The organism is Ruegeria sp. YTSA064, from assembly GCF_059610325.1.
This window is the reverse complement of the sequence record NZ_JBXWNK010000014.1, coordinates 1-26393: the sequence shown is the minus strand read 5'-3', so window position 1 is coordinate 26393 and position 26393 is coordinate 1. Positions and strand designations below refer to the sequence as shown.

Here is a 26393-nt window from a genome sequence, read left to right as displayed (position 1 = left end):
GCTCTGCCGGTGTTGTGGTCTGCTTGTTGTGATCAATGGGTATAAGCGTGTTGCGAGAAAGGAAAGCGCATAGATAGGTCCGAATCGGGACTATTTTCCGGACAAAATTTCGCCCCAACACGCCAAATCGCCAAAATTTTCTAATAATAGGTCAGTACATTTGACTTTTCATCCCCAATGACTTCCCTTAAAGAGACCCAAGCAAGCCAATTCATGGAGTCTGACCCGTGGCCAAGCAACCGATGCTGAAATTTGTGCAGATCGATCGCGTCATGCCTGAAAAGCGTGCCGCTGGTGACCGCAAAGAGGACTTTGATGAAATCTATGCGGAGTTTGCCGCCGAAAAAGCGGCCGAGCAAGCGAGTCGTTGCAGCCAGTGTGGTGTGCCTTATTGCCAATCGCATTGCCCACTACACAACAACATTCCGGACTGGCTGCGCCTGACCGCTACAGGACGGCTGGAAGAGGCCTATGTGACCAGCCAGGCGACCAACACGTTCCCCGAGATCTGTGGTCGTATTTGTCCGCAGGACCGACTTTGTGAAGGTAACTGCGTAATCGAACAATCGGGTCACGGGACGGTCACCATTGGAACGATCGAGAAATACATAACCGATACCGCCTGGGACAAAGGTTGGGTGAAGCCCGTCGCACCAGCGGCGGAGCGTGGCGAAAGCGTTGGCATCATTGGTGGCGGCCCCGGCGGACTGGCCGCGGCCGATATGCTGCGTCAGGCGGGCATCCAGGTCACGGTCTATGATCGCTATGACCGCGCAGGGGGTCTGCTGATGTATGGTATTCCGGGCTTCAAACTGGAAAAAGACATTGTCCAGCGTCGCAATGACTTGCTGGCCGAAGGCGGCGTAGAATTTGTTCTGAATTGCAATGTGGATGCTGCCAAGTTCGAAGAAATCCGAGCAAAACATGATGCAGTAATTATTGCGACCGGTGTCTACAAATCCCGCGATCTGTCCATGCCGGGCAGCGGTCTGACCGGGATCGAAAAGGCAATCGATTTCCTGACCGCCTCGAACCGTAAGAGTTTTGGAGATGCCGTTGAAGATTTTGATAGTGGCCGCCTGAACGCTGAAGGTAAGAAAGTTGTCGTCATTGGCGGCGGTGACACCGCGATGGACTGTGTACGGACGTCAATCCGGCAGGGGGCAACTTCGGTCAAATGTCTCTATCGCCGTGACCGGGCGAATATGCCGGGGTCAAAGCGTGAAACCCAAAATGCCGAGGAAGAAGGTGTCATCTTTGAATGGCTCAGTGCGCCCAAAGGCTTTACCGGCGACGACAAGGTTTCAGGTGTCATGGTGCAGAAGATGCGCCTGGGTCAGCCCGACGCATCAGGCCGCCAATCGCCAGAAGTGATCGAAGGCGCAGATTATGTCGAAGACGCCGATCTTGTCATCAAGGCGCTGGGTTTTGAACCCGAAGACCTACCCACCCTGTTTGGTCAGCCCGACCTGCCGGTGACTCGGTGGGGCACTATCAAGGCCGCATTCGAGACTGGTGAGACCGAAATGGAAGGCGTTTACGCGATCGGAGACATCGTGCGCGGGGCGTCTCTTGTGGTTTGGGCAATCCGCGATGGGCGCGATTGTGCTGACGCGATTATCGGCAGGTTAAACGCCAAAGCCGCAGTCGCAGCCGAATGATACAAAAAGCGGCGGATCACCTGCTGCAATCATAATATCAACTACCCGAAGGACAGGCGTTACTAAATGAACGCCCGCAAAGGTTCAGAAACCTTGGAGTGCCGACGGAAGAAGGAGACAGCCAATGACCAAGTTTGACGCAGATTGGGTGCAGGCCGAAGAAACCAAACGTCAGTGGATGGCTGAGAATGGTCTTTATTCCGAAGAAGATGAACATTCATCCTGCGGCGTGGGTCTGGTTGTTTCTGTTGACGGCAAGAAAAGCCGCAAAGTTGTTGACGCCGGGATCGATGCGCTCAAGGCGATCTGGCACCGGGGGGCTGTGGATGCTGACGGCAAAACCGGTGATGGAGCTGGTATCCATGTGCAAATCCCCGTTCCGTTTTTCTATGACCAGATCCGTCGCACCGGGCATGAGCCCAATATGGACGAACTCATCGCAGTTGGTCAGGTGTTCTTGCCCCGGACTGATTTTGGTGCGCAGGAAAGCTGCCGGACCATCGTAGAGACCGAAGTTCTGCGCATGGGGTATTATATCTACGGCTGGCGGCATGTGCCGGTCGATGTGACCTGTCTGGGTGAAAAGGCCAACGCAACCCGGCCAGAGATTGAACAAATCCTGATCTCGAACTCCAAAGGCGTGGATGAAGAGACCTTCGAGCGTGAGCTTTACGTCATCCGCCGCCGCATCGAAAAGGCCGCCGCCGCCGCGGGGATCTCAGGGTTGTATCTGGCCTCGCTGTCCTGCCGGTCGATCATTTACAAGGGTATGATGCTGGCCGAACAAGTGGCGGTGTTCTATCCCGACCTGATGGACGAACGCTTTGAATCCGCGTTCGCGATCTACCATCAGCGCTATTCGACCAACACATTCCCGCAATGGTGGCTGGCCCAGCCGTTCCGTATGCTGGCCCATAACGGTGAAATCAACACACTCAAGGGCAACGTCAATTGGATGAAAAGCCATGAGATTCGCATGGCCAGCGCGACCTTTGGTGACCATGCCGAGGACATCAAGCCGATCATCGCAGGTGGATCCTCGGATTCGGCCGCATTAGACTCGGTTTTTGAGGTTTTGGTGCGCGCCGGACGTTCAGCCCCAATGGCAAAAACCATGCTGGTGCCGGAAAGCTGGTCCAAGCAGGCAGTCGAACTGCCTCAGGCTTGGCGCGACATGTATTCTTATTGCAACTCAGTCATGGAGCCGTGGGACGGACCCGCCGCGTTGGCGATGACCGATGGACGTTGGGTATGTGCCGGACTGGACCGAAACGGCCTGCGCCCCATGCGATATGTTGTAACGGGTGACGGTCTGGTCATCGCGGGTTCCGAGGCCGGGATGGTCCCAATTGACGAGGCGTCGGTGAAGGAAAAAGGCGCGCTTGGACCGGGGCAGTTGCTGGCCGTGGATATGAAAAAGGGCAAGCTGTACCGTGACACTCAGATCAAGGACAAGCTATCGCGCGCCTTGCCGTTTGGCGATTGGGTTAGCAAGATCAACGATCTGGATACAACGCTTGCAGGTGTAACCGAAGCGCCCATGTTCTCGGGCGAAGAGCTGCGTAAGCGTCAGATTGCGGCGGGATACTCGGTTGAAGACCTCGAGCAGATCCTGGCCCCTATGGCAGAAGATGGCAAAGAAGCGCTTGCTTCGATGGGGGATGACACGCCATCGGCTGTTCTGTCGAAACAGTATCGCCCGCTCAGCCATTTCTTCCGCCAGAACTTTAGCCAGGTTACAAACCCGCCAATCGACAGTTTGCGCGAGTATCGCGTCATGTCGCTGAAAACTAGATTTGGTAACCTGAAGAACGTTCTGGACGAAGATAGCAGCCAGACCGAGATCGTGGTTCTGGAAAGCCCCTTTGTCGGCAATGCGCAATGGGAGTTGCTGGTCGGGCAGTTCAACTCTCCTTTGGCCGAGATCGATTGCAGTTTTGCCCCAGGTGAGGGTCAGTTGGACCTGGCTCTGGCCCGCATCCGCGCCGAGGCGGAAGAAGCGGTGCGTTCGGGTGCAGGACATCTGGTGCTGACCGATCAGCATTCCGGGCCAGACAAGGTGGCAATGCCGATGATTCTGGCCACAAGCGCCGTACACAGTCATCTGACACGGCAAGGGCTACGGACCTTCTGCTCGCTCAACGTGCGGTCGGCAGAATGCGTCGATCCGCACTATTTCGCGGTGCTGATCGGGTGCGGTGCAACCGTTGTGAACGCGTATCTGGCCGAGGATTCTCTGGCAGACCGGATCGAACGGGGCCTGTTGGACGGCACCTTGACCGAGAATGTGGCGCGATATCGCGAAGCCATCGATCAGGGCCTGCTCAAGATCATGGCAAAGATGGGTATTTCTGTCGTGTCTTCTTATCGCGGCGGCCTGAATTTCGAGGCCGTCGGCCTGAGCCGCGCCATGGTGGCCGAGTACTTCCCCGGCATGACGAGCCGGATTTCCGGCATTGGTATCCACGGCATTCGAGTCAAGGTCGAAGAGATTCACGCCAAGGGCTGGGCAAGCGGCCTGGACGTGCTGCCCATCGGTGGTTTCTACAAGGCGCGTAAATCGGGTGAGACCCATGCGTGGGAAGCGACCTCGATGCACATGATGCAAATGGCCTGTAATAGAGCCTCATATGAGCTGTGGAAGCAGTACTCGGCCAAGATGCAGTCGAACCCGCCGATCCATTTGCGCGACCTGATGGACTTCAAACCGCTGGGCAAGCCGGTGCCAATTGAAGAGGTTGAATCGATCACTTCGATCCGCAAGCGTTTTGTCACTCCCGGTATGTCGCTGGGCGCGCTGTCACCAGAGGCGCATAAGACGCTGAATGTGGCGATGAACCGGATCGGTGCGAAATCCGACTCGGGTGAGGGTGGTGAAGACCCTGCACACTTCGTGCCGGAGCCCAATGGCGATAACCCTTCGGCCAAGATCAAACAGGTGGCCTCGGGCCGGTTCGGTGTGACCGCCGAGTATCTGAACCAATGTGAAGAGCTGGAAATCAAGGTCGCTCAGGGTGCGAAACCGGGTGAGGGTGGTCAGCTGCCAGGCATGAAGGTCACCGACCTGATCGCGCGTCTGCGGCACTCGACTAAGGGTGTGACACTGATCTCACCGCCGCCGCATCACGACATCTACTCGATCGAGGATCTGGCGCAGCTGATCTATGACCTCAAGCAGATCAACCCGCGTTGTAAGGTGACGGTGAAGCTTGTTGCGTCGTCGGGCGTTGGCACAATTGCTGCCGGTGTGGCCAAGGCGAAAGCGGATATAATCCTTATTTCGGGTCACAATGGCGGTACAGGTGCCTCGCCCGCGACATCGATCAAATATGCTGGTCTGCCATGGGAAATGGGCCTGACCGAGGCGCATCAGGTTTTGGCCATGAACAACCTGCGCGACCGCGTCACTCTGCGCACCGATGGCGGCCTGCGCACCGGGCGTGACATCGTCATGGCCGCGATGATGGGGGCCGAGGAATATGGCATCGGCACCGCTGCATTGATCGCGATGGGCTGTATCATGGTACGTCAGTGCCAGTCGAACACCTGCCCTGTGGGTGTCTGTACGCAAGACGAATCCCTGCGTGCAAAGTTCACCGGCAACGCGGACAAAGTCGTAAACCTGATCACCTTCTACGCGCAGGAAGTGCGCGAACTTCTGGCCAGCCTAGGGGCGCGTTCGGTTGATGAGATTATCGGTCGCGCAGACCTGCTGGCTCAGGTAAGCCGGGGCTCTGCGCATCTGGACGATCTGGACCTCAATCCGCTGCTGATCACCGTCGATGGAGCGCATAACATCGTGTACAACCGCGATAAGGATCGAAATGCGGTGCCTGATACGCTGGACGCTGAGATCGTGCGCGATGCCGCCCGGTTCTTGAAAGACGGTGAAAAGATGCAGCTGTCATATGCCGTCCAGAACACGCATCGGACCGTGGGAACCCGTGTCTCCAGCCATATCGTCCAGAACTTTGGGATGCGGAACACGTTCCAGGACGACCACTTGCATGTCAAACTGCAAGGTTCGGCCGGTCAATCGCTTGGGGCCTTTGCTGCTCCGGGATTGAAGCTGGAAGTCTCAGGTGATGCCAATGATTATGTAGGCAAAGGCCTTTCGGGTGGCACAATCGTCGTGCGTCCACCGCAGGTCAGCCCGTTGAAGGCGGATGACAACACCATCGTTGGCAATACCGTCCTGTATGGTGCGACCGACGGACATCTGTTCGCGGCAGGTCGCGCGGGTGAGCGGTTCGCGGTTCGGAACTCGGGCGCAACTGTTGTGGTCGAAGGCTGTGGCTCGAACGGGTGTGAATACATGACCGGCGGTGTTGCGGTAATCTTGGGTGACATTGGAGCGAACTTTGGCGCGGGTATGACAGGCGGCATGGCCTATCTGTACAATCCCGAGGGCAAGGCCGAAGCGCTGTTGAACAACGAGACCCTGGTCACCTGTCCAGTCACGGTAGAGCATTGGTTGGATCAACTGAAAACGCTGATCCAACGCCATGTCGACGAAACCAATAGCCGCAAGGCTGCAGATATTTTGCAGCACTGGGAAGTCGAAAAGACGCATTTCCTGCAGGTCTGCCCCAAGGAGATGCTGAACAAGCTAAGCCACCCCCTGACCACCGAAGTCGCAGCGGTTCCTGCAGAATAGGATCTGCGATATCAAAAACGGTTTACCCGGCGTGTCGAATCCAACACGCCGGGTTCTCTTTTGCATATGCGCAGGGCTTCTAATCCTTGTGCAATTCGGTCCGGAACGCCTAGCTTTGGTCATTGTTTGTTCGGGAAATGCGGGCATGATCCTAAATCAATGATGTGAGAGAGGCGGAGTTTTGGTGTGCCGATAACCTATACAGACCAGTTTTATTCCTTCGATCCGGCAAACCCACCCCCCGTCGGATCCGCGATCACGGTCGATACATTTGATCTGGTTGATCAGGACGAAAATGGCGAGATTGAGGACTTTGGCGGTGACACTGTCGCCGGGCAAACGGTATCAGATTCCTGGCCCGGAGACACCGTGACGATAAATGTTCCCGGTGTCGGAGACGTCACCTATGTGGGTATTACATTCTATCTTTCGGACGGCGTCACGCGTGTTTTTACACCTACTGACGGTCAGGTTCTTCAGGCAGGCACGCTGGTATCGACGACATTTGTGAATGTTGAAGGCCCACTGATTGTCCCGGGCGAACTTGGCCCACCCTGTTTCACGCCCGGAACACTGATCGATACGCCAGATGGGCCGCGTCTGGCTGAAGACCTGAAGCCCGGAGATTCTGTTACAACAGCAGATAGCGGTGCAGAACCGGTGCTTTGGGTTGGTCGGACGACGGTTGCGGCAGACGGTAATCTTGCACCGGTTCGGTTTGAGGCCGGCATGTTTGGCCTTGTCGAGCCGCTGGTTGTTTCTCCTCAACACCGAATGCTTATTGACGATTGGCGTGCGCAATACCTTTTTGGACATGATGAAGTTCTGATCGCAGCGCATTGTCTTGTGAACGGTGATACTGTGACACGGGTGGAAGGGGGCGAGGTCGACTATATCCATCTCTTGTTCCGCCGGCATGAGATCGTGTTCGCCAACGGGGCCAAAAGCGAAAGTTACTATCCGGGACATGCGCTGACCCAGGCCGAGCAACGAACACAAGGTGAAGTTCTGGCGCTGTTCCCTGAGTTGAGTGTGCGCGGTGCTGCATCAGTCAATACGGCGCGCCCGGTTGTTCGTCCGCGGGACGGGCAGATGTTGTCGAATTAATCCGTTTTAAATGCGCCCTCTGCGGCGTATAGCAAAGCATGGCAAAGAAAGCAGCGCGCAAGTCACGCGGTAAGAATAAAAAGGCATCAGGCTCAAAGAAATCGCAAGGCCTCATCGCGCGGATGCGGCGGTGGGGGCTGCGAATCGGCTTAGGTATTGCTGTCGCGTTTTTTGCGTTGATCCTGATTTATTCGGTCGTGAACCCTCCGATCACACATACGATCTGGTCGGAATGGCGCCGGTTGGGTAAGGTTGACCGTGACTGGGTCGCCATCGAAGAAATTTCACCCGTCATGGCCCGATCTGCTGTTGCAGCCGAAGACGCAAACTTTTGCTTGCATTGGGGTTTTGATGTTGAGGCCATTCGGGACGCATTGGAAGATGGGGGCAATCGAGGCGCATCGACCATAACGCAGCAAGTGGTGAAGAATGTCTTCCTTTGGCAAGGGCGCAGTTGGGTGCGCAAGGCCCTTGAGACCTCGATAACCCCGGTTGTCGAAATGGTCTGGAGCAAGCAGCGCATCCTTGAGGTCTATCTGAACGTCGCCGAAACCGGGACCGGTGTGTTTGGTGTCGAAGCGGCGGCACAGAAATACTATGGGGTAAGTGCGGCAAAGATGTCGCCGGTCCAAGCAGCGCGTATTGCTGCAATTCTGCCCTCGCCGCGAAACAGATCAGTTACCGATCCTTCGGTTCGAACCCGCAGGCGTGCAGCATCGATCCTGGATGGAGCGGCCACCATCCGCGCAGATGGACGCGCCAAGTGTTTCGAGGATTGAATCTCAAGCCGGTCAGAGGCTAAAGCTGAGGTGTATTCTCTGGTTCGATTGGAAGCTCATGGCGCGTCTGTTTCACGTTCCCCTCTCTCCCTACTGCCGCAAAGTCCGCTTGTCCTTGGCTGAAAAGAAGATCGAGGTTGAGCTGGTCGAAGAACGATATTGGGAACAAGACCCGGACTTTTTGCGCCGCAATCCGGCGGGCAAGGTCCCCGTGTTGCGATTGGATGGTCAGATCATGGCCGAGAGTGCCGCGATTTGTGAATATATCGAAGAGACTCGTCCCGAGCCGCCCCTAATGCCTAAAAAGCCCGAGGCGCGTTACGAAGTCAGGCGTCTTGTTGGCTGGTTCGATGACAAATTTCATCACGAGGTCACCTCAAAACTGCTTTATGAACGAGTGAACAAGAAGGTCACTGGGCAGGGTTATCCGGATAGCAAGAACGTCAAGGAAGGTGCAAAGGCGATCAAGTATCATTTGGATTACATGGCCTGGCTGCTCGACCATCGCCGCTGGTTGGCCGGGGATCAGATGACACTGGCCGATTTTGCCGCAGCAGCGCATCTGTCGGCGCTGGACTATATCTCGGACGTGGATTGGAGCCGCAGCGCTGCGGTGAAGGACTGGTATGCGAAGATCAAGTCTCGCCCAGCATTCCGCTCGATTCTGGCGGATCAGGTGCCTGGATTCCGGCCACCGCCTCATTACGCTGATCTGGATTTCTGATAAGTTGGGGAAGGGGGCTGTCTGCCCCCTCTTGGCCCATTGGGCTAATTCACCCCCGAGGATATTTAGGGCCAGATGAAGAACGGATCGGAATTGAAGGCACGATTGGTGGAGCAGGCCCTTGTTGAGGGGTTTGTGGCCTGCCGGGTGTGCCGTCCTTGGGACGTGCCGCAGGTGCCAGAGCGGTTGGAGGCATTTCTGCAGGCCGGATATCATGGTCAGATGGGGTGGATGGCGGAGCGGAGCCATTGGCGCGGGGATCCGTCGGTGCTCTGGCCCGAGGCGCGATCCGTGATCATGCTAGCCGAGAGTTATACGCCTGAGCATGATCCTACAGAAGTGCTGTCGTATCCCGAATTGGGTGCAATTTCGGTTTATGCACAGAACAAGGATTATCATGATCTGGTCAAGAAACGCCTGAAGCGATTAGCGCGCTGGCTGATTGCTGAGGGCGGGGGTGAAGTGAAGGTGTTTGTCGACACGGCGCCAGTGCCTGAGAAATCTTTGGGAGAGGCAGCTGGGTTAGGTTGGCAGGGTAAACACACCAATCTGGTAAGCCAAGATTGGGGCAATTGGGCCTTCTTAGGGTCTGTATTCACGACATTGGACCTGCCAACGGACGTGGCTGAGGTCGACCATTGCGGGTCGTGCAGGGCTTGTTTGAATGCATGTCCAACAAACGCTTTTCCAGCGCCGTATCAACTGGATGCGCGTCGTTGTATTTCGTATCTAACCATCGAGCATAAGGGGCCGGTGGATGAAGAATTGCGTGGGCTACTGGGGAACCGGATATATGGCTGCGATGATTGTCTTGCAGCCTGCCCCTGGAACAAGTTCGCAGTCGCTGCCAGCGATATTAGATATGCAGCGCGTGAGGAATTGAAGGCGCCGTCGTTGGCAGAGTTGGCGATGTTGGATGATACGGCTTTCAGAGCGATGTTTTCGGGCTCACCGATCAAGAGAATCGGGCGGGACCGGTTTGTGCGGAATGTACTTTATGCGATTGGGAACTCAGGGGTACCGGCGTTGCTGCCAGTTGCTCAGACGCTGACCGATGATCCGGATCCGACCGTGACTGATGCAGCGCGCTGGGCGGCGTCTAGGTTGTCGTAAACAGGCTGGACGCGCCGTAGGAAAACGCTACACCCGATTCTGGCGAACAGATGGAGGACCCGATGGCGCTGGCTTTGGGTGTGGATACGGGCGGAACCTATACAGATGCGGTGCTGGTTCGGGGTGAGCGTGAGGTGATTGCCTCGGCTAAGTCTCTGACCACACGCGCAGATTTGGCGATTGGGGTTGGCCGGGCCATCTCGACGGTGCTTGCGGAAGCCGAGATCGCGCCAGATCAGATCGGATTGGCATCGCTTTCGACGACTCTGGCCACCAATGCGCTGGTCGAAGGCCAGGGGGGGCGTATCGCGCTGATTTATGTTGGGTTTCGGGAAAGTGATCTGGAAAAGCATGGGTTGCGGGATGCGCTGAAAGGCGACCCGGCGTTGGTCCTGTCCGGTGGGCACAATCACGCAGGCGGTGAGAAAGAGCCGTTGGATACAGAGGCACTTGAGGCCTTCTTGAAATCTCACGAAGGCATATCTGGCTACGCGGTTGCGGCACAATTTGCCACCCGAAACCCGGCGCATGAGCTTGAAGTTGCACGGGTGGTTGCAGAAAGAACCAGTATTCCGGTGACTTGCTCGCACCATTTGTCAGCCAAATTGAATGGACCAAAACGGGCTGTGACTGCGGTTCTCAACGCGCGATTGATAGGCATGATTGATCGTTTAATCGGGCGGGCGCAGGACCAACTGAAAGAACAAGGTATTTCAGCACCTATGATGGTGGTGCGTGGGGACGGGGCTTTGATGAGTGCCGAACAGGCGCGCGAACGCCCGATCGAGACGATCCTTAGCGGCCCGGCGGCATCGATTGTGGGCGCGCGTTGGTTGACGAATGCCGATAACGCGTTGGTTTCCGATATCGGTGGAACTACGACCGACGTCGCGTTGATACGGGATGGAAAGCCCGCGATTGATCCCGCAGGTGCACAAGTTGGCGGTTTCCGTACTATGGTCGAAGCCGTTGCGATGCGTACCCACGGTCTGGGTGGGGACAGCCAAGTACATGTTTTGACCGAAGGATTGCAGGGTGGTGTCTTTCTTGGCCCGCGACGTGTGCTTCCGGTCTCGTTGATCGCTGCCGAAGCACCAGAAGTTGTTCACGCAGAGTTGGATGAACAATTGCGCGCGACAACAGTGGGTGAACACGATACCCGTTTTGCGCGGCGGGTGGCGGGTATCCCGGCTGAAGGCGTGGGCCCGCGTGAAGCTGTCTTGCTGGACCGACTGGGCGATGGGGTGCTGGCGCTGAGTAAATTGTTGCAGACCCGGATGGAACATGGCGCGCTGACACGTTTGGTCGATCGTGGGATTGTTCAGGTTTCCGGTGTCACGCCCTCAGACGCGAGCCATGTTCTGGGTCGTCTGGACGACTGGGATGCTAAGGCTGCACACAAGGCAATAGAGCTAATGGCGCGTAAGCGGGTTGGATCTGGAGAAAAGCTGGCGAGATCACCTGAGGCGCTGGCGCAGATGATCGTTGATCAATTGACCGAACAAACCTCATTGACTTTGTTAGAGACTGCTTTTGCGGAAGAGGTCGACGGTTTTGGTCTTTCACCGCAGGAACTCGCGCGGCACGTACTAACCCACCGTGGTCTTGCCAAACACCGAGGATTGATCGCGCTGGATACCGCAATGAATGTCGATGTGGTGGGCCTAGGGGCCTCGGCACCCAGCTATTACCCCGCCGTAGGTGAGCGGTTGCATTGCAATATGATCCTGCCTGAACACGCTGGTGTTGCGAATGCTATCGGAGCGGTCGTTGGTCGGATGACCCTGCGCCGGTCAGGCACTGTCACGTCTCCCGCTGAAGGCCGCTATCGGGTGCATCTGGAAGAAGGGCCACAAGATTTCTTGGATTCAAGCGCTGCCCTGAAGGTACTTGAAACAGCTTTGCGTGGAGAGGCCGAAGGTGCCGTGCGCGAAGCAGGGGCCGAGGATATTCGAGTGACGGTCGAGCGCGACATCCGCACCGCCAAAATTGAGGCGCAGGAGGTGTTTGTCGAGGCGTTGGTCACGGTCGAGGCCAGCGGACGGCCTCGGGTGGCGGTGGGGTAGCCCCCGCAGGGGCTACCGGTATCCTTATTCTGCTGCGCTGGAGCGTTTTGGCAGCACCCAATCCGGGCGCGGGAAGTGGCAAGTGTAACCGTTCGGGATACGTTCCAGATAATCCTGGTGTTCTGGCTCGGCTTCCCAGAAATCTCCGACAGGCTCGACCTCGGTCACGACTTTGCCGGGCCAGATGCCGCTGGCATTCACATCGGCAATCGTGTCTTCGGCTACCTGTTTCTGGACCTCGTCAACATAATAGATCGCTGAGCGATAGCTCATCCCGCGATCATTGCCCTGACGGTTCAAGGTGGTGGGGTCGTGAATCTGGAAGAAGAACTCTAATATTTCACGATAGGTGATCTGTGCCGGGTCGAACCAAATCTCGATCCCCTCTGCATGGGTGCCGTGGTTGCGATAGGTCGCATTGGGCACATCACCGCCGGTGTATCCGACGCGGGTGCGGGACACGCCCGGCAATTTGCGGATCAGGTCCTGCATGCCCCAAAAGCAGCCTCCGGCCAGAACGGCGCGTTCATCGGTCATCTGATATCCTCCACATGGATCAGGAATTCGCCATAGCCCTCGTCCTCCATATCGTCGCGATGGATGAACCGCAGCGAGGCGGAATTGATGCAATAGCGTAGCCCACCATGTTCGCGCGGGCCATCGGGGAAGACATGGCCCAGGTGGCTGTCGCCGTGTTTCGAGCGGACCTCGGTCCGGATCATGCCATGGGTGGTGTCGCGAAACTCTTCGACATGTTCATGCACGATGGGTTTGGTAAAGCTGGGCCAGCCACAGCCGGATTCGTACTTATGAGTCGATGCGAACAATGGCTCGCCCGAGACGATATCCACATAGATACCGGGTTCCTTGTTATTCAACAGTTTGCCTGTGCCCGGGCGTTCGGTCCCGCTGCGTTGAGTGACGTGGAACTCCTCCGGCGAAAGGGCGGCGATGGCCTCGGGGTCCTTGGTGAAACGAGACATGGCTCCTCCGATTCTATTAGTTTCGACCAATAAATGGGGTTCTAAGGGGGAAAGCAAAGGCTTGTTACATCGGCTCGCGCAGTCGTGCGCGATCTTAGGCCAGCTTGGCGACGGGTTGGCGTGACAATTGCACGGCCAAAATACCCAATGTGGTGATCAGTACACCGATCGCATCAAGTGGCCCCACTTTTTCACCCAGCAGGAGGGCCGCTATGGCAACACCGAAGACCGGGTTGAGAAAATGGAAGGTTGCCGCACGGATCGGGCCGATCCGGTCCAGCAGCAGGAACCAGATCAGCGTGGCCAAAAGGCCGGGGAACAGCGTGGTGTAAGTAAAAGCCAGTATAAACGGAACGGTTGGGTGGATGTAGATGGTTTCAAAGATCGGGGCGGCGGCGAACAGTGCCGCTGCACCCACAAGCATTTGCAGCCCCACCACCATCATGAAATTGCCGCCAGAGGTAGCTCCGCGCACCGCCAGCGTAGCAAAAGTGAGTGCAAGTGCCCCGAACCCGCAGAGCATGACCCCAAACAGGTCGATGCCAGCCCCGATCCGGCTGCCCATGATCAAGGCGACACCGGCAAAGCCTGCAAACAAACCGATGACACCCACCGGACGCAGTTTTTCGCCTAGCAGTAGCCATCCAGCCAAAGCGACAAGCAACGGCATGGTTGATGCTATGATCGCGGCCATCGATGCTTCGACGGTCTGCATGGCGAAGAAATTCAGACCCAAATAAAGGGTATTTTGACAGATTCCGAATAGGATTGTGGCGCGCCATTGGGCAGGCGTCAGATTCCAGCTCTGTCCCATAGCGCGCGCGATCGCCACGCCGAGCATTCCGGAAATGAGAAACCGCAGCGCAAGCGAGAATAGGGGTGAGGCATCGGCAACAATGATCCGCGCCGAGGTAAAGGCCGACGACCAGATCAGGGCAAACACAAGCCCGATAGCGATGGCGCGCAGATCCATTTCGGCCTCCTTGGGAATTTGGGGCGACTGTCACCGGTTTTCGTGACAACCGCAAGGAAAAGGGGCCGCCCGGTGGCGACCCCTTCGATCTTGTGATCTGTCTACGGTGATTTAGCCGTTGACGCTGTCCTTCAGGGCTTTCGCGATGGTCATCTTGACCACTTTGTCGGCCTCTTTCTTGAACTGCTCACCGGTCGCAGGGTTGCGCACCATGCGCTCGGGGCGCTCGCGGCAGTAGATTTTGCCAACGCCGGGCAGGGTGACAGCACCACCGGCGGATACTTCGCGGGTGATCAGGCCGGTCATGGCCTCCAGCGCAGCGTTTGCGGATTTCTTGTCAGTTCCCATTTCCTCAGCGAGAGCAGCCACCAGCTGAGTCTTTGTCATAGGCTTTGCCATTTCTTGGTCTCCTTAACGTGCCCGATCTATAGGGCCTCACCGCGTAACTGTAACGGGATATTGTGGCTGAACACAACGAATAGTAGCACTAAAAACCCCAAAAATAGGGGAAATTCGTTGCTTTTTTGCTTCAGAGAAAGGCCGTTTCGTCGAACGAACGCAATTTCCGGCTGTGTAACCGTTCCAGTGGCATGCCGCGCAAGTGCTCCATCGCCCGGATTCCGATTGCCAGATGACGACTGACCTGAGTGGTATAGAACGCAGAAGCCATGCCGGGAAGCTTTAATTCACCGTGCAAAGGTTTGTCCGAGACGCACAGCAAGGTGCCGTATGGAACCCGGAACCGGTAGCCATTTGCAGCAATCGTTGCGCTTTCCATGTCCAGTGCAATCGCGCGGGACTGGCTGAGCCGTTGCACCGGCCCGGACTGATCGCGAAGTTCCCAGTTTCGGTTGTCGACCGATGCGACGGTGCCTGTCCGCATGATGCGTTTCAGCTCGTAGCCTTCCAGCTCAGTTACCTCGGCAACAGCCTGTTCCAGCGCGACCTGAACCTCGGCCAGTGGGGGGATCGGCACCCAGACCGGCAAGTCGTCGTCCAGAACTTTGTCTTCGCGTAGGTAGGCATGGGCTAGAACGAAATCTCCCAGCGCCTGCGTGTTGCGCAGACCGGCGCAGTGACCAACCATCAACCAGGCATGCGGGCGCAGAACCGCAATGTGGTCGGTGGCCGTTTTGGCATTCGATGGTCCGACGCCGATATTGACCAACGTGATTCCTGATCCATCCGCGCGCTTCAGGTGATAGGTCGGCATCTGCGGCAGTTTCAGCGGCTGTTCGATCGCCGCTTCTGGATCAGCGATCTCGACATTTCCAGTCGAGACAAAGCTGGTATAGCCGCTGTCGGGATCGGACAACTGCGCGCGCGCATAGTTTTCGAATTCAGAGACGTAGAACTGATAGTTTGTGAACAGAACGTGGTTCTGGAAATGGCTCGGGTCCGTTGCGGTGTAATGCGACAGCCGCGCTAGAGAATAATCTACGCGCTGGGCGGTGAACAGCGCCAGAGGCTCGGCATCGTTCTCGGGCTCGTTGATGCCATTTACAATGTCGTCATTGGTTGTGTTCAGATCGGGCACATCAAACGCATCACGCAACGTGAAACCGGCTGCGCCTTGGTGCGGAACCACCAGATCCGGGTTGTTTGCCACGGCGAAATGCACCGGGATCGGGGTCTCCGAGGCTCCAATTGTTACCGGCTGATCGTGATTCTTGATCAATAGTGCGATTTGCTGGGCCAGATAAGACCGGAACAGGTCGGGTCTGGTGACCGTTGTCGCATGCGTGCCCGGTTCGGACACATGGCCGAAGCTTAGTCGGCTGTCGACTTGTGCGTAAGAAGAGGTCCTTATCCGGATTTCAGGGTAGAACGCCCGGAATCTTTCGGTAGGAGCGCCATTTTTGAGCGCGTCAGCAAACTTGTCGCACAGGAACTTTGTCGCTTGTTCATAAAGCTCTTCCAATCGCGCGACAGCGGCCAGCGGGTCCGTAAATTTCTCGGGGTTGGGAACGTCAGGGGTTTGGATAATTGTCATGCAAGGGGTTCCAGAAGGTCAATCTTTTCAAATGTGCGTGCGTCTATTAGCCCAAGGTCTGAGATCCGCAGCTCAGGGATCACGACCAGGGCCAACAAAGAATGCTGCATATATGCGTTGTTGAGTTCACAGCCACAGGCTTTCATCGCCTCGACCATCTTTTCGGCTTTGGTAGCAACTTCGGCGGCTGGGCTGTCGGACATCAGGCCCGCTATGGGCAATTCAACCAGCGCCAGTTCTTCACCGTCTCGAAAGATTGTGATGCCTCCGCCCACTTCCGCCAGTCGGTTTGCAACCAGAGCCATCTGCTCGCGGTCAGTGCCGACAACGATCATATGGTGGCTGTCATGCGCCACGGTCGAGGCCATGGCCATTTTGCCCTGATACCCAAACCCCGACACAAAGGCGTTGGTTACTCCACCCGTGGCGCGGTGGCGTTCAACCAACGCGATCTGGCAAACCTCGCCTTCGCCCTCAACAAGCCCTTCGATAATGGGCAATTCTGACTTCAGCGCCTGGGTCGGGGCTTGATTCTCGACGACGCCGATCACATTGGCCATAACGCGGTTGGCGCCAGCGGGGGCCTTGATTTCAAAGTCGGTCGAAGACAGCTCATTTCCCAGATGGACAGTGTTCCGTGCCTTGGCGGGCCAATCCAGATGCGGACAGTCGACTGTCACCGTTCCGTTTTCAGCCACGACCCGGCCCCGCGCAATAACCGTTTCGATTGGCAGGCCGGTCAAGTCAGAACTCAGAATAATGTCGGCTCGCCGACCCGGCGTGATCGAGCCGATCTCACGTTCCAACCCAAAATGAGTCGCGGTGTTAATGGTAGCCATTTGAAGCGCGACCAGAGGATCACATCCGCAAGAGATTGCATGGCGCACCACACGGTTCATATGACCATCATTGACCAGAGTACCCGAATGGCAGTCGTCGGTACACAAAATGAAGTTGCGAGGATCCAACCCCTTTTCGGTCACCGCAGTGATCTGGCTTTCTACATCATACCAGGCAGACCCCAGCCGCATCATCGACCGCATCCCCTGACGGACCCGAGTAATGGCATCGTCCTCGCAGGTGCCTTCATGGTCATCAGCGGGGCCACCTGCGACGTAGGCTGCAAAATCAGGCCCTAAATCGGGCGAAGCATAGTGCCCGCCCACCGTTTTCCCCGCCCTCTGCGTGGCCGCGATTTCGGCCAGCATCTTCGGGTCACCATGAATGACGCCCGGGAAATTCATCATCTCACCCAGCCCGATAATGCCGGGCCAAGACATCGCCTCGGCCACATCCTCGGCTGTGATTTCGTAACCTGTGGTCTCAAGGCCCGGTGCCGAGGGTGCGCAGGACGGCATCTGGGTAAAGATATTCACGGGCTGCATCAGCGCTTCGTCATGCATGAGGCGCACCCCTTCAAGGCCAAGCACATTGGCAATCTCGTGCGGGTCGGTGAACATGGACGTGGTTCCATGCGGGATGACAGCGCGGGCAAATTCGGCGGGGGTCAGCATGCCCGATTCGATATGCATATGCGCGTCGCAAAGTCCGGGAATCATATACTGGCCGTCTGCCTCGATGACCTGAGTTTCAGGACCGATGCAATAGGAGGCATCCGGACCCACAAAGGCCACGCGTCCCGCAGCGATGGCGACATCATGATCCGGCAGGGCTTCTCGGCTGTGTACATTCACCCAGATACCGCCGCGGATCACCATATCGGCAGCTTCGCGGCCTGCAGCAACAGCGATAAGACGAGGGGTGGTATCGGGCCAACTTGGGAAGGGAGTGTATTCCATGGCCCAACTTTCACGAATGAAGCAAAAGGTGCAACCCCCACCGGCAAGGTATCATCCAATCATCACAATTCACGCCAACCGCAGCGCGCCAGCGCTGCTGCGCCCAACCAAAGGAGATGCCCAAAGGGCATTGAGGATGGGCGGGAGCGCCCCGGTCTAGCTTTGAGTGTCGGCTGCGATTTCTGAGCGCAGCCAGTCAACAAAAACCAATGCGCCCGGCGTTTCCTCAGCTTGAGGTGACAGCAGCAAATAATATGCCTCGGGCATGGCGGCACGGTGGGAGAACGGCGCAATAAGGCGACCTTCGTCAAGTAGGCGTTTGGCGATCATGTCATGGGCCAAACACAACCCGCCTCCAGCCATCGCGACTGACAGGCTGACCAGATAGGTCGTTGAATAGGTAACTTGCGGTTTCTCCCAAGTTAGACCCTGTTCCGTGATCCAGCTCTCCCAATTCGACAGCAAGTTCGAACAATCAAAAAGAGGCTGCTCTTGCAATGTTTCAAGTGTTACCCGGAAGCCCGGAGCACAGACGGGATAATAGTGATCGGTCTGCAATAGTTCTGTGCGCACCGTGTCGGCAGGACGCAGTGAATATCGAATTTCGACCGCCGCACCCTCAGCCATTTCGCGTGGCTCCCACAGCTCGGTGAAGATGTTCAAATGCACATCCGGGTGCAGTTTCCGAAACCGGGGAAGACGCGGCGCCAGCCAGTTGACGGCAAATGTTATGTTGCTCTGCACCTGAACCGCGTTTTGTTGCGCCCCCGTGACGGCCTGAGTGCCCCTTACAAGCGTTCGAAACGCCTCGCGCACAACCGGCAGATAGGTGATGCCTGCTTCGGTCAGTTCCAATGCGAGCGGGCGACGCAGGAACAACGGCTGGCCCAGATACCCCTCCAGCGATTTGACCTGCTGACTGACCGCACTTTGCGTCATGTTCAGATCCCGTGCCGCACCTGTAAACGACAGGTGACGGGCTGCTGCTTCAAATGTGCGCAGCCAACCCAGAGGAGGAAGTGGTTTCCGCATATGCATAACTCCGCCAGTAGTTTTACTTATGAATTAGGTGTGTTTTTTTCGTTGGTCAAACTTTTGCAGTGCAGGCACGATTTACCCAATGCCCCAATCGCCCCACGAAGGAGTCCGGTATGAGCGTCACCAACCTGCGCCCCAACATCGATCATTGGTCCGAACGTGTTGATATGGCCGCAGCCTTCCGCTGGACCGAGCGTCTCAACATGCATGAAGGGGTAGCGAACCATTTTAGCTTGGCTGTCAATGCAGACGGCACGCAGTTTCTGATGAATGCCAACCAGATGCATTTCTTGCGGATCAAAGCGTCAAATCTGCTGCTACTGGATGCCAATGACAAAGAAGTCATGGATCAGCCCGGAGCGCCGGACCCGACGGCATGGGGGTTGCACGGATCAATCCACCGCCATTGCCCCCATGCGCGTTGTGTGATGCACGTACATTCGATATTTGCGACGGTTCTGGCCTCACTGGCGGACAGCACCCTGCCGCCGATCGATCAAAACACCGCAACCTTCTTCAACCGCTATGTGATCGATGAGGAATTCGGTGGTCTGGCGTTCGAAAGCGAGGGCGAACGATGTGCTTCGATGCTGTCAGACCCGAAGAAAAAGGTCATGATCATGGGCAATCATGGGGTTCTGGTGATCGGTGACAGTCCTGCAGATGCCTTTAATAGACTCTACTATTTTGAACGCGCCGCTGAAACTTACATCCGTGCGCTTCAAACCGGGCAGCCCTTGCGCGTTCTGTCCGACGAAATTGCGGAAAAGACCGCACAGGAATTGGATGACTATCCCGGTCAGGCTGAGGCGCATCTGCGCGAAATTAAAGCAGTCTTGGATGCCGAAGGCTCGGACTACGCATCCTAAATACCCCCTCTAAGGAGTTTCAGCCATGACTGACGTTCATGATGCAGAAGCCGCCCGCTGGAATTACCGCCCCGACGGTCCGGTCGGTCTGAATCCTTTGTTCAACTGGCCGCCGCGCCCCGCCGCGATCCTGCGTTGGTACAGAGGGGCTTGGCTTCCGCTTACGTCGCTGACTCTGTGCATGGCTCTGGCAATCGTTGCATATATTGCGTTTTTGCCTGCATTAGAGACTATGAAATCCTTCGCGCCTGGTTGGATGTTCCGCGTTTGGCTATTGAATACGCTCCCTCAGATCCTGGTTGCTGGTGGCCTGCATTGGTGGCTTTACATGCGCAAAGGGCAGGGCATGTATAAAAAGTTTGACCGTCGGGACCAGACTCGGAACAACGGTTCATTCACTTTTCGAAACCAGGTTTTGGATAACATCTGGTGGACCTTGGGCAGCGCGATGACTGTGGCCACGGTTTATCAATGGATAATCTATTGGGCGATGGCGAACGGCTACGTGCCAGTCATAACATGGACCACAGCGCCGATCTGGTTCGTGATCTGGATGCTACTGATCCCAATGTGGTCCGGGTTGCATTTCTACTGGGTCCATCGGTTGGAGCATCACCCGAAACTCTATAAACACGTTCATGCCGTGCATCACCGCAACGTCAATATCGGGCCGTGGTCAGGGATATCGAACCACTGGTATGAAAACCTGCTTTATTTTTCGACCTACTTCATCCATCTGATCGTACCCTCGCACCCGCTGCATCTGTTGTTTCATGTTTACTTTCAGCAGATCAGCCCGGTTCTGTCCCATTCGGGCTTTGAAAAGCTAAAGGTTGGCGAGACGGACGCAGCGAGGGCAGGAGATTTCTTCCATCAGCTTCATCATCGGTATTTCGAGTGCAACTATGGCACTTCTGAGATTCCGTTCGACAAGTGGTTCGGGACCTATCACGACGGCTCAGCTGAGGCGACAACACGGACTCGGGCGTATAAGAAGCAGATGTATACCTAGATGTCTAATGCTGCGAAGGTCCAGATATTGTCAGATTCGCCCTGATTAGTGTCTGATCAGCCCTTTTCGAACAGTGCGATTAAAGCAATGTCATCCTTGTTGGGGCCAGCGGCTAGCTCACCATATATACGCACTTCGGTAAATGACAGATTGCTGATTTGTTCAGCCTCGAGAGCGCCGAATGCATCGGAAAACCCCAGCGCCTCAAAGTGCTTTGCGTTGATTGACAGAGCGAATTGTGCGCCGGGACGCGCGACCCGCAAGAGCGCGGGCAAGGCCTCGGGCCCCAGATGGCCATGAGTGAACGTTCCGGAGGAGACCACGCCTGCATAGCTGTCACGCGGGACGGGCAGGCCCTGATTCAGATCGGCCTCGATCGCGTCTCGGTAGATATCCTTGCGCATCGCCTGATCCAGCATTTCAGCACTGATATCAGTGGCGTCAATCGGGCCAACGCCCAGCCCCGCCAAAACCGCACCACATAACCCCGTTCCCGCTCCAACATCCAATACCGGACCCTGACCACCGGCAGCAACGAAAGCGCGCGCTGTGTGGATGTGGAGTTGATAGTCTTCCAGTGCGGCAAAATTGTCGTCGTAGTCTCCGGCCCATTCAGCGTAGAGACGCTTGTTCTCTTCAGGCGACTTCAAGGAATAGGCGGCGCGTAGATCGGGTGTTTTGTTGCTCATACATCAATGAAGGCGCATCAGAGGATTCGAATCAAGTGCGTCCATCCGGCGCTTGCATCCCCGGGCCGGGCGGATCATCAAAGGAGCTATGACTCAGACACTTTTTTCCTTCGGCCACGGCTATTCTGCCCGAGCGACATCGAAGCAACTTGATCCAGCATCCTGGCGGATCATCGGAACCTCGCGCGATCCAAAGCAAATTGACACCATTCGCGCGTCGGGCGCCGAGCCGATTGTCTGGCCGGGGGAACGGCCTGACCTGGAAGGTGTCACACATGTATTGATCTCAACCGCGCCTACAGCAGATGGTGACCCTGTATTGGCAGAGTTGCGCGATGAGATTGCCGCCCGCGCCGGGCAATTCAAATGGGTTGGGTATCTGTCGACCACTGCGGTTTATGGTGATCACGATGGGGGTTGGGTGGATGAGACCACCGCGCCCGAACCTACCGCCGAACGAGGTCGGTGGCGCGTGCGTGCCGAAACGCAGTGGGCAGATATCCCGGACCTCCCGTTACATACATTCAGATTGGCGGGGATTTATGGGCCGGGGCGTGGACCGTTTTCCAAGCTCAAGAGAGGTGGCCTGAGACGGATCATTAAGCCGGGACAGGTATTCTCGCGTATTCACGTTGATGATGTCGCGCAGGTGTTGATCGCATCGATGGCCAAACCCAATCCGGGCGCGATCTACAATGTCTGCGATGATGAACCGGTGCCACCGCAGGATGTGATCGGCTATGCGGCCGAGCTGCAGGGACTGCCGTTACCGCCTGCTGTGCCGTTTGATGAGGCTGATCTGACTCCGATGGCCCGTAGTTTTTACAATGAAAACAAACGCGTTCGGAATGATCGGATTAAAGAAGAGTTGGGTATCTCACTGCTCTACCCAAATTACCGGGTTGGGTTAGAAGCGTTGATGGAACCCTCGTGATCACTGCGCCTTGTCAAGAAACAGATGCAGGTAGTATGGGGATGCGATGAAGGATCGCTCTGCCACTCTGAAGATTACGGTTTCTACTCTCACCCGGCAGCGCCCCGAAATGCTGGCTGCATTGATCGAGAGCTGGGGCGAGATGAAGCTGCCGCCTGATTGCTCAGTGCGATGCCTTGTGGTCGAAAACGACAGTTCACCGCTTAGCGAGGATACCGTGCGGGCAGCGGGGGCTGTTCTGCCCAACGGGGCGGGTCTGGATTATGTCCTTGAGACCGAGCCTGGCATTCCTTTCGGGCGCAACCGTGCAGCACGCGAGGCGCTTGATCAGGGTTCGGATCTGCTCTGTTTTGTCGATGATGACGAAGTGGTGGCATCCGATTGGCTTGAGAGTTTGGTTGCCGGGTATCGCAAGAGTTCTTCTGTGTTGTTGGGTGCGCCACTCCGCGCTGCGGGGCCGACCGGACAAGAAACCGCAATGCAGCGGCTGATGCTGCGCAACATCAGCAATCGATATCTCGACAAGGAAAACACCGCCGCCAGGAAGGCGACATTGAACGATACCGGCGGTGTTACCATCGTGACCAACAACTGGCTTTGCGAGACGCGGTTGTTCAGTGAAACCGGGCTTTGGTTCGATGAAACCATGCGGATGACGGGCGGAACGGACGCAAAGTTTTACGCCGAGACCGTTGCCGCTGGATTGCCTGTGGGCTGGGTGCCTGATGCGTTCGTGTATGAAACCATTCCGCCCGAACGCCTCTCGTTCTTGTATCAGGCTGCCCGAGGGCGGGACCAGTCCAACACGCATATGCGGCGCAAGCTTGATCAGAAGCCGACAAAGGCGATCTTGGGTTTCCTGAGTGCACCTTTGCGTTTGGTGGCGCTGCTGGGGGCAATCCTGTTGTTTCCGTTCCAACCGGATCGGCGGTTGATCCAGATCGCCCGTACAGCCGGGTGGCTGGTTGGCGTATTGGGAATTCCCTTTGGCTACAAATCAGCCCTTTATAAGAAAGTCAGTGGCCACTGAACCTGTTTCGACAGACAGCTTGACGCTGGCTCCTGTCAGACAGTTCACAGCGGTCAGTATTGTAGATCCATTTGCGTCGCCACCCCCACGTGCCCGACTTGCCGGTCACGGTGAAGCCCAGCGGTGAAAATGCAATCACGTGCTTCAGCGTTCAGCTGCGCGTAGACGCTCAAGTGATAGTTTTGAGTTATCGATATCATCGAAAAACAAAACTTATGTGAATGGCTTGGATTTGTTAAATCTACATCCAAACAGAAAGAACGAGTCGTTAATGCTATTTCCTACAATGAAGGCAGGGCCAATTTGTGCGAACTCGCGCAATGCCCCAGCCAAGGACGAGCGCAAAAACACTCAAGACCCCTGTTTCTCGTTTCAAAGTTAACCGCGCGACGCACACATCTAGCCAGGACTGGAGATCGATATGGACGGAAGTGATACCCCCAACATGGGCAAATGCCCGGTAATGCATGGCGCCGAGGCCCGGTCCAACCGGGATTGGTGGCCGAACCAGCTGAACCTGTCGATTCTGCATCAGCATAGCCCTGCATCGAACCCGATGGGTGAGACATTCGACTATGCCGAAGAGTTCAAGAAGCTCGACCTGAAGGCGCTAAAGGAAGACCTTTACGCGCTGATGACGGATTCGCAGGACTGGTGGCCGGCGGACTATGGTCACTATGGCGGCTTGTTCATCCGTATGGCATGGCACGCAGCGGGCACTTATCGGACGGCGGATGGTCGCGGTGGTGCTTCGACCGGCAATCAGCGTTTTGCACCGCTGAACAGCTGGCCGGACAATGGCAACCTGGACAAAGCGCGCCGTTTGCTGTGGCCGATCAAGCAGAAATACGGCAACCAGATTTCCTGGGCTGACCTTTATATCCTGGCGGGCAACTGCGCGATTGAATCCATGGGTGGAACGACCTTTGGCTTCTCGGGTGGCCGCGAAGACATCTGGGCTCCCGAAGAAGACATCTATTGGGGTGCCGAGACCGAATGGCTGGCCCCAACCGAGAACCCGCACAGCCGATATTCGGGCGAGCGTGATCTGGAAAACCCGTTGGCCGCCGTTCAGATGGGTCTGATCTATGTGAATCCCGAAGGGCCCGATGGTGAGCCGAACGTTCTGGCCTCGGGCCGCGACATCCGTGACACCTTTGGTCGGATGGCAATGAACGACGAGGAAACCGTCGCTCTGGTCGCGGGTGGCCACACTTTTGGCAAGGCGCATGGTGCGGGCGACCCCAATCTGGTCGGCCCCGAACCCGAAGCCGCCCCGATCGAGGACATGGGCTTTGGCTGGATCAACAAATTCGGTTCAGGCAAAGGCGACGACACCACTACCAGCGGAATCGAGGGTGCATGGACCGCGAACCCGATCAAATGGGACAACGGCTATTTCGATCTGTTGTTCGGCTATGATTGGAACCTGACCAAAAGTCCCTCGGGCGCTTGGATCTGGGAACCGGTCGGCGTGAAAGATGAAGACATGGCCCCGGCGGCGCATGATCCGTCCAAGAAGGTCAAGACCATGATGACCACCGCCGACATGGCGATGCGCATGGATCCGATCTACGGCCCGATCTCGAAACGCTTCCACGAAAACCCGGAAGAGTTCGCCGACGCCTTCGCTCGCGCCTGGTTCAAACTGACCCACCGCGACATGGGTCCACGTGCACGTTATCTGGGAGCAGAAGCGCCCAGCGAAGAGCTCATATGGCAAGACAATGTCCCTGCCGTCGATCACGCGCTTATTGACGACGCCGATGTGGCGGATCTGAAAGCCAAGATCCTTGCGACAGAGCTGTCGGTTTCGGAACTGGTGTCGACCGCATGGGCTTCGGCTTCAACCTTCCGCGGATCGGACATGCGTGGCGGTGCCAACGGTGCGCGTATTCGCCTGGCTCCGCAGAAAGATTGGGAGGTCAATGAGCCGCTGAAACTGTCCAAGGCGCTGGGTGCGCTGGAAGGAGTTCAGGCTGCGTTCAATGATGGACAGTCTGGTGGCAAGAAAGTTTCGTTGGCAGATATTATTGTCCTAGGTGGCGCTGCAGCCATCGAACAGGCAGCCAAAGCCGCAGGCCATGACGTTGACGTGCCCTTTACCCCGGGCCGCACCGATGCCGCGCAAGAGCAGACGGATGTGGACAGCTTTGCAGTGATGGAACCCATCGCCGACGGTTTCCGCAACTACCTGCACAAGGAGTACTCGGTTCCGGCCGAGGCTCTGCTGGTGGACAAGGCCCAATTGCTGACACTGTCTGCGCCTGAGATGACGGCACTTGTCGGTGGGATGCGGGTGCTGGGTGCAAACTTTGGTGGCACCTCTCATGGAGTGCTGACCGACCGGGTTGGTACGCTCAGCACTGACTTCTTTGTGAATCTTTTGGATATGGGCACCGAGTGGAAGCCGTCTGGTGATGGCGTCTACGAGGGTCGTGATCGGGTGAGCGGCGAAGTGAAGTGGACGGGTACCCGCGCGGATCTGGTCTTTGGTTCGAACTCGCAGTTGCGGGCGCTGGCCGAGGTCTATGGTCAGGACGATGCGGGCGGTAAATTTGTCTGTGACTTCGTTTCTGCCTGGAACAAGGTGATGAATGCGGATCGATACGATTTGAACTAGTGACGCGACCTTCGCAGTGAATTGCGCCGCCCGAGGAGACTCGGGCGGCGTTTTCATTAGCCCGAGTTTAGGTTGTCTACCGAGCATTGGGTATGATTCCGCTGAAAGGTCGTCCACTTCGTTGCTGTGAGTTTCCTTTCAGCAGGATTGTGGGGCAAATTATGAAGCTAACATATTGTTTTCATTAAGATGTAGAAGAAACCGAGCGGAAATGTGAAGTTTTTTCAAAATGGGGGTTGCAGGTCTTAGACCTAATCCGTAAATACCCCTTCACCGGCGCTGCTGAGGCGGTTGCTGGGACGCTGGGAACGGCGGAGACGAGCCGGAGAGACGGTTGAGACGC

The 26393-nt window shown here is 56.6% G+C and carries 20 protein-coding genes; 12 read left to right on the top strand and 8 right to left on the bottom strand.

Features of this window, described 5'->3' with window-relative positions; genetic code table 11:
* Window positions 1–227: 227 nt before the first annotated feature.
* The 7 genes from AC2FI7_RS19125 (at window position 228) to AC2FI7_RS19095 (ending at window position 12107) form a co-directional block, all read left to right on the top strand.
* Window positions 228–1661: an NAD(P)-dependent oxidoreductase gene (locus AC2FI7_RS19125; RefSeq protein WP_010442911.1), complete on the top strand. Its 1434-nt coding sequence runs from the start codon at window positions 228–230 to the stop codon at window positions 1659–1661.
* Window positions 1662–1785: 124 nt separating this feature from the next.
* Window positions 1786–6318 (top strand): glutamate synthase large subunit, encoded by a 4533-nt coding sequence (gene gltB, locus AC2FI7_RS19120; protein ID WP_010442910.1) that lies wholly within the window; start codon window positions 1786–1788, stop codon window positions 6316–6318.
* Window positions 6319–6504: 186 nt separating this feature from the next.
* The gene (locus AC2FI7_RS19115) at window positions 6505–7425 is read left to right on the top strand and encodes a Hint domain-containing protein (RefSeq protein WP_496833566.1); all 921 of its coding nucleotides are present in this window, start codon (window positions 6505–6507) and stop codon (window positions 7423–7425) included.
* Window positions 7426–7463: 38 nt separating this feature from the next.
* Window positions 7464–8204 carry a monofunctional biosynthetic peptidoglycan transglycosylase gene (gene mtgA / locus AC2FI7_RS19110; protein WP_010442908.1) on the top strand — a complete coding sequence of 247 codons (741 nt, stop codon included), beginning with the start codon at window positions 7464–7466 and terminating at the stop codon, window positions 8202–8204.
* A gap of 58 nt (window positions 8205–8262) precedes the next feature.
* Window positions 8263–8928 carry an FtsZ-binding protein FzlA gene (fzlA, locus tag AC2FI7_RS19105; RefSeq protein WP_010442907.1) on the top strand — a complete coding sequence of 222 codons (666 nt, stop codon included), beginning with the start codon at window positions 8263–8265 and terminating at the stop codon, window positions 8926–8928.
* 75 nt (window positions 8929–9003) lie between these two features.
* Window positions 9004–10041: a tRNA epoxyqueuosine(34) reductase QueG gene (gene queG, locus AC2FI7_RS19100; RefSeq protein ID WP_010442906.1), complete on the top strand. Its 1038-nt coding sequence runs from the start codon at window positions 9004–9006 to the stop codon at window positions 10039–10041.
* Window positions 10042–10103: 62 nt separating this feature from the next.
* A complete protein-coding gene (locus AC2FI7_RS19095; RefSeq protein ID WP_010442905.1) occupies window positions 10104–12107 on the top strand; it encodes a hydantoinase/oxoprolinase family protein in 2004 nt (667 codons plus the stop codon).
* 24 nt (window positions 12108–12131) lie between these two features.
* Here AC2FI7_RS19095 and msrA read toward each other — a convergent pair whose 3' ends face one another.
* The 7 genes from msrA to AC2FI7_RS19060 form a co-directional block, all read right to left on the bottom strand.
* Entirely contained in the window at window positions 12132–12644 is a 513-nt protein-coding gene (gene msrA, locus AC2FI7_RS19090) for a peptide-methionine (S)-S-oxide reductase MsrA (protein WP_010442904.1), read from the bottom strand.
* Window positions 12641–13090, bottom strand: a complete 450-nt coding sequence (gene msrB, locus AC2FI7_RS19085) for a peptide-methionine (R)-S-oxide reductase MsrB (protein ID WP_010442903.1) — start codon at window positions 13088–13090, stop codon at window positions 12641–12643. Before msrB ends, msrA begins: the two co-directional genes overlap by 4 nt.
* 94 nt (window positions 13091–13184) lie before the next feature.
* Window positions 13185–14063 (bottom strand): DMT family transporter, encoded by an 879-nt coding sequence (locus AC2FI7_RS19080; protein ID WP_010442902.1) that lies wholly within the window; start codon window positions 14061–14063, stop codon window positions 13185–13187.
* A gap of 111 nt (window positions 14064–14174) precedes the next feature.
* Window positions 14175–14462, bottom strand: coding sequence for an HU family DNA-binding protein (locus tag AC2FI7_RS19075; RefSeq protein WP_010442901.1), 288 nt, complete (start codon window positions 14460–14462; stop codon window positions 14175–14177).
* 130 nt (window positions 14463–14592) lie between these two features.
* A complete protein-coding gene (locus AC2FI7_RS19070) occupies window positions 14593–16056 on the bottom strand; it encodes an AMP nucleosidase (RefSeq protein ID WP_496816678.1) in 1464 nt (487 codons plus the stop codon).
* Window positions 16053–17855: an adenine deaminase gene (gene ade, locus AC2FI7_RS19065; protein WP_496816676.1), complete on the bottom strand. Its 1803-nt coding sequence runs from the start codon at window positions 17853–17855 to the stop codon at window positions 16053–16055. The genes AC2FI7_RS19070 and ade overlap by 4 nt, the downstream gene beginning before the upstream one ends.
* Before the next feature lie 156 nt (window positions 17856–18011).
* Complete coding sequence (locus tag AC2FI7_RS19060) at window positions 18012–18887, bottom strand: LysR substrate-binding domain-containing protein (protein WP_496816674.1); 876 nt, start codon at window positions 18885–18887, stop codon at window positions 18012–18014.
* Between the two features lie 119 nt (window positions 18888–19006).
* On the opposite strand from AC2FI7_RS19060, the gene AC2FI7_RS19055 reads away from it, so the two are divergent.
* Window positions 19007–19762: a class II aldolase and adducin N-terminal domain-containing protein gene (locus tag AC2FI7_RS19055; RefSeq protein ID WP_496816672.1), complete on the top strand. Its 756-nt coding sequence runs from the start codon at window positions 19007–19009 to the stop codon at window positions 19760–19762.
* A gap of 25 nt (window positions 19763–19787) precedes the next feature.
* On the top strand, window positions 19788–20774 hold the full coding sequence (locus AC2FI7_RS19050) for a sterol desaturase family protein (protein ID WP_010442896.1): 987 nt from the start codon (window positions 19788–19790) through the stop codon (window positions 20772–20774).
* A 56-nt stretch (window positions 20775–20830) separates the two neighbouring features.
* Here the strand turns inward: AC2FI7_RS19050 and AC2FI7_RS19045 are convergent, their stop codons facing one another.
* Window positions 20831–21463 (bottom strand): class I SAM-dependent DNA methyltransferase, encoded by a 633-nt coding sequence (locus AC2FI7_RS19045; protein ID WP_010442895.1) that lies wholly within the window; start codon window positions 21461–21463, stop codon window positions 20831–20833.
* Between the two features lie 88 nt (window positions 21464–21551).
* Here AC2FI7_RS19045 and AC2FI7_RS19040 point away from each other — a divergent pair, with 88 nt between their 5' ends.
* The 3 genes from AC2FI7_RS19040 to katG all read left to right on the top strand — a co-directional run bounded on the left by AC2FI7_RS19040 (window position 21552) and on the right by katG (window position 26050).
* Complete coding sequence (locus tag AC2FI7_RS19040) at window positions 21552–22397, top strand: SDR family oxidoreductase (protein WP_496816670.1); 846 nt, start codon at window positions 21552–21554, stop codon at window positions 22395–22397.
* 46 nt (window positions 22398–22443) lie between these two features.
* Window positions 22444–23427 carry a glycosyltransferase gene (locus AC2FI7_RS19035; protein ID WP_010442893.1) on the top strand — a complete coding sequence of 328 codons (984 nt, stop codon included), beginning with the start codon at window positions 22444–22446 and terminating at the stop codon, window positions 23425–23427.
* Between the two features lie 421 nt (window positions 23428–23848).
* Window positions 23849–26050, top strand: coding sequence for a catalase/peroxidase HPI (gene katG / locus AC2FI7_RS19030; RefSeq protein ID WP_170779994.1), 2202 nt, complete (start codon window positions 23849–23851; stop codon window positions 26048–26050).
* Window positions 26051–26393: the final 343 nt, after the last annotated feature.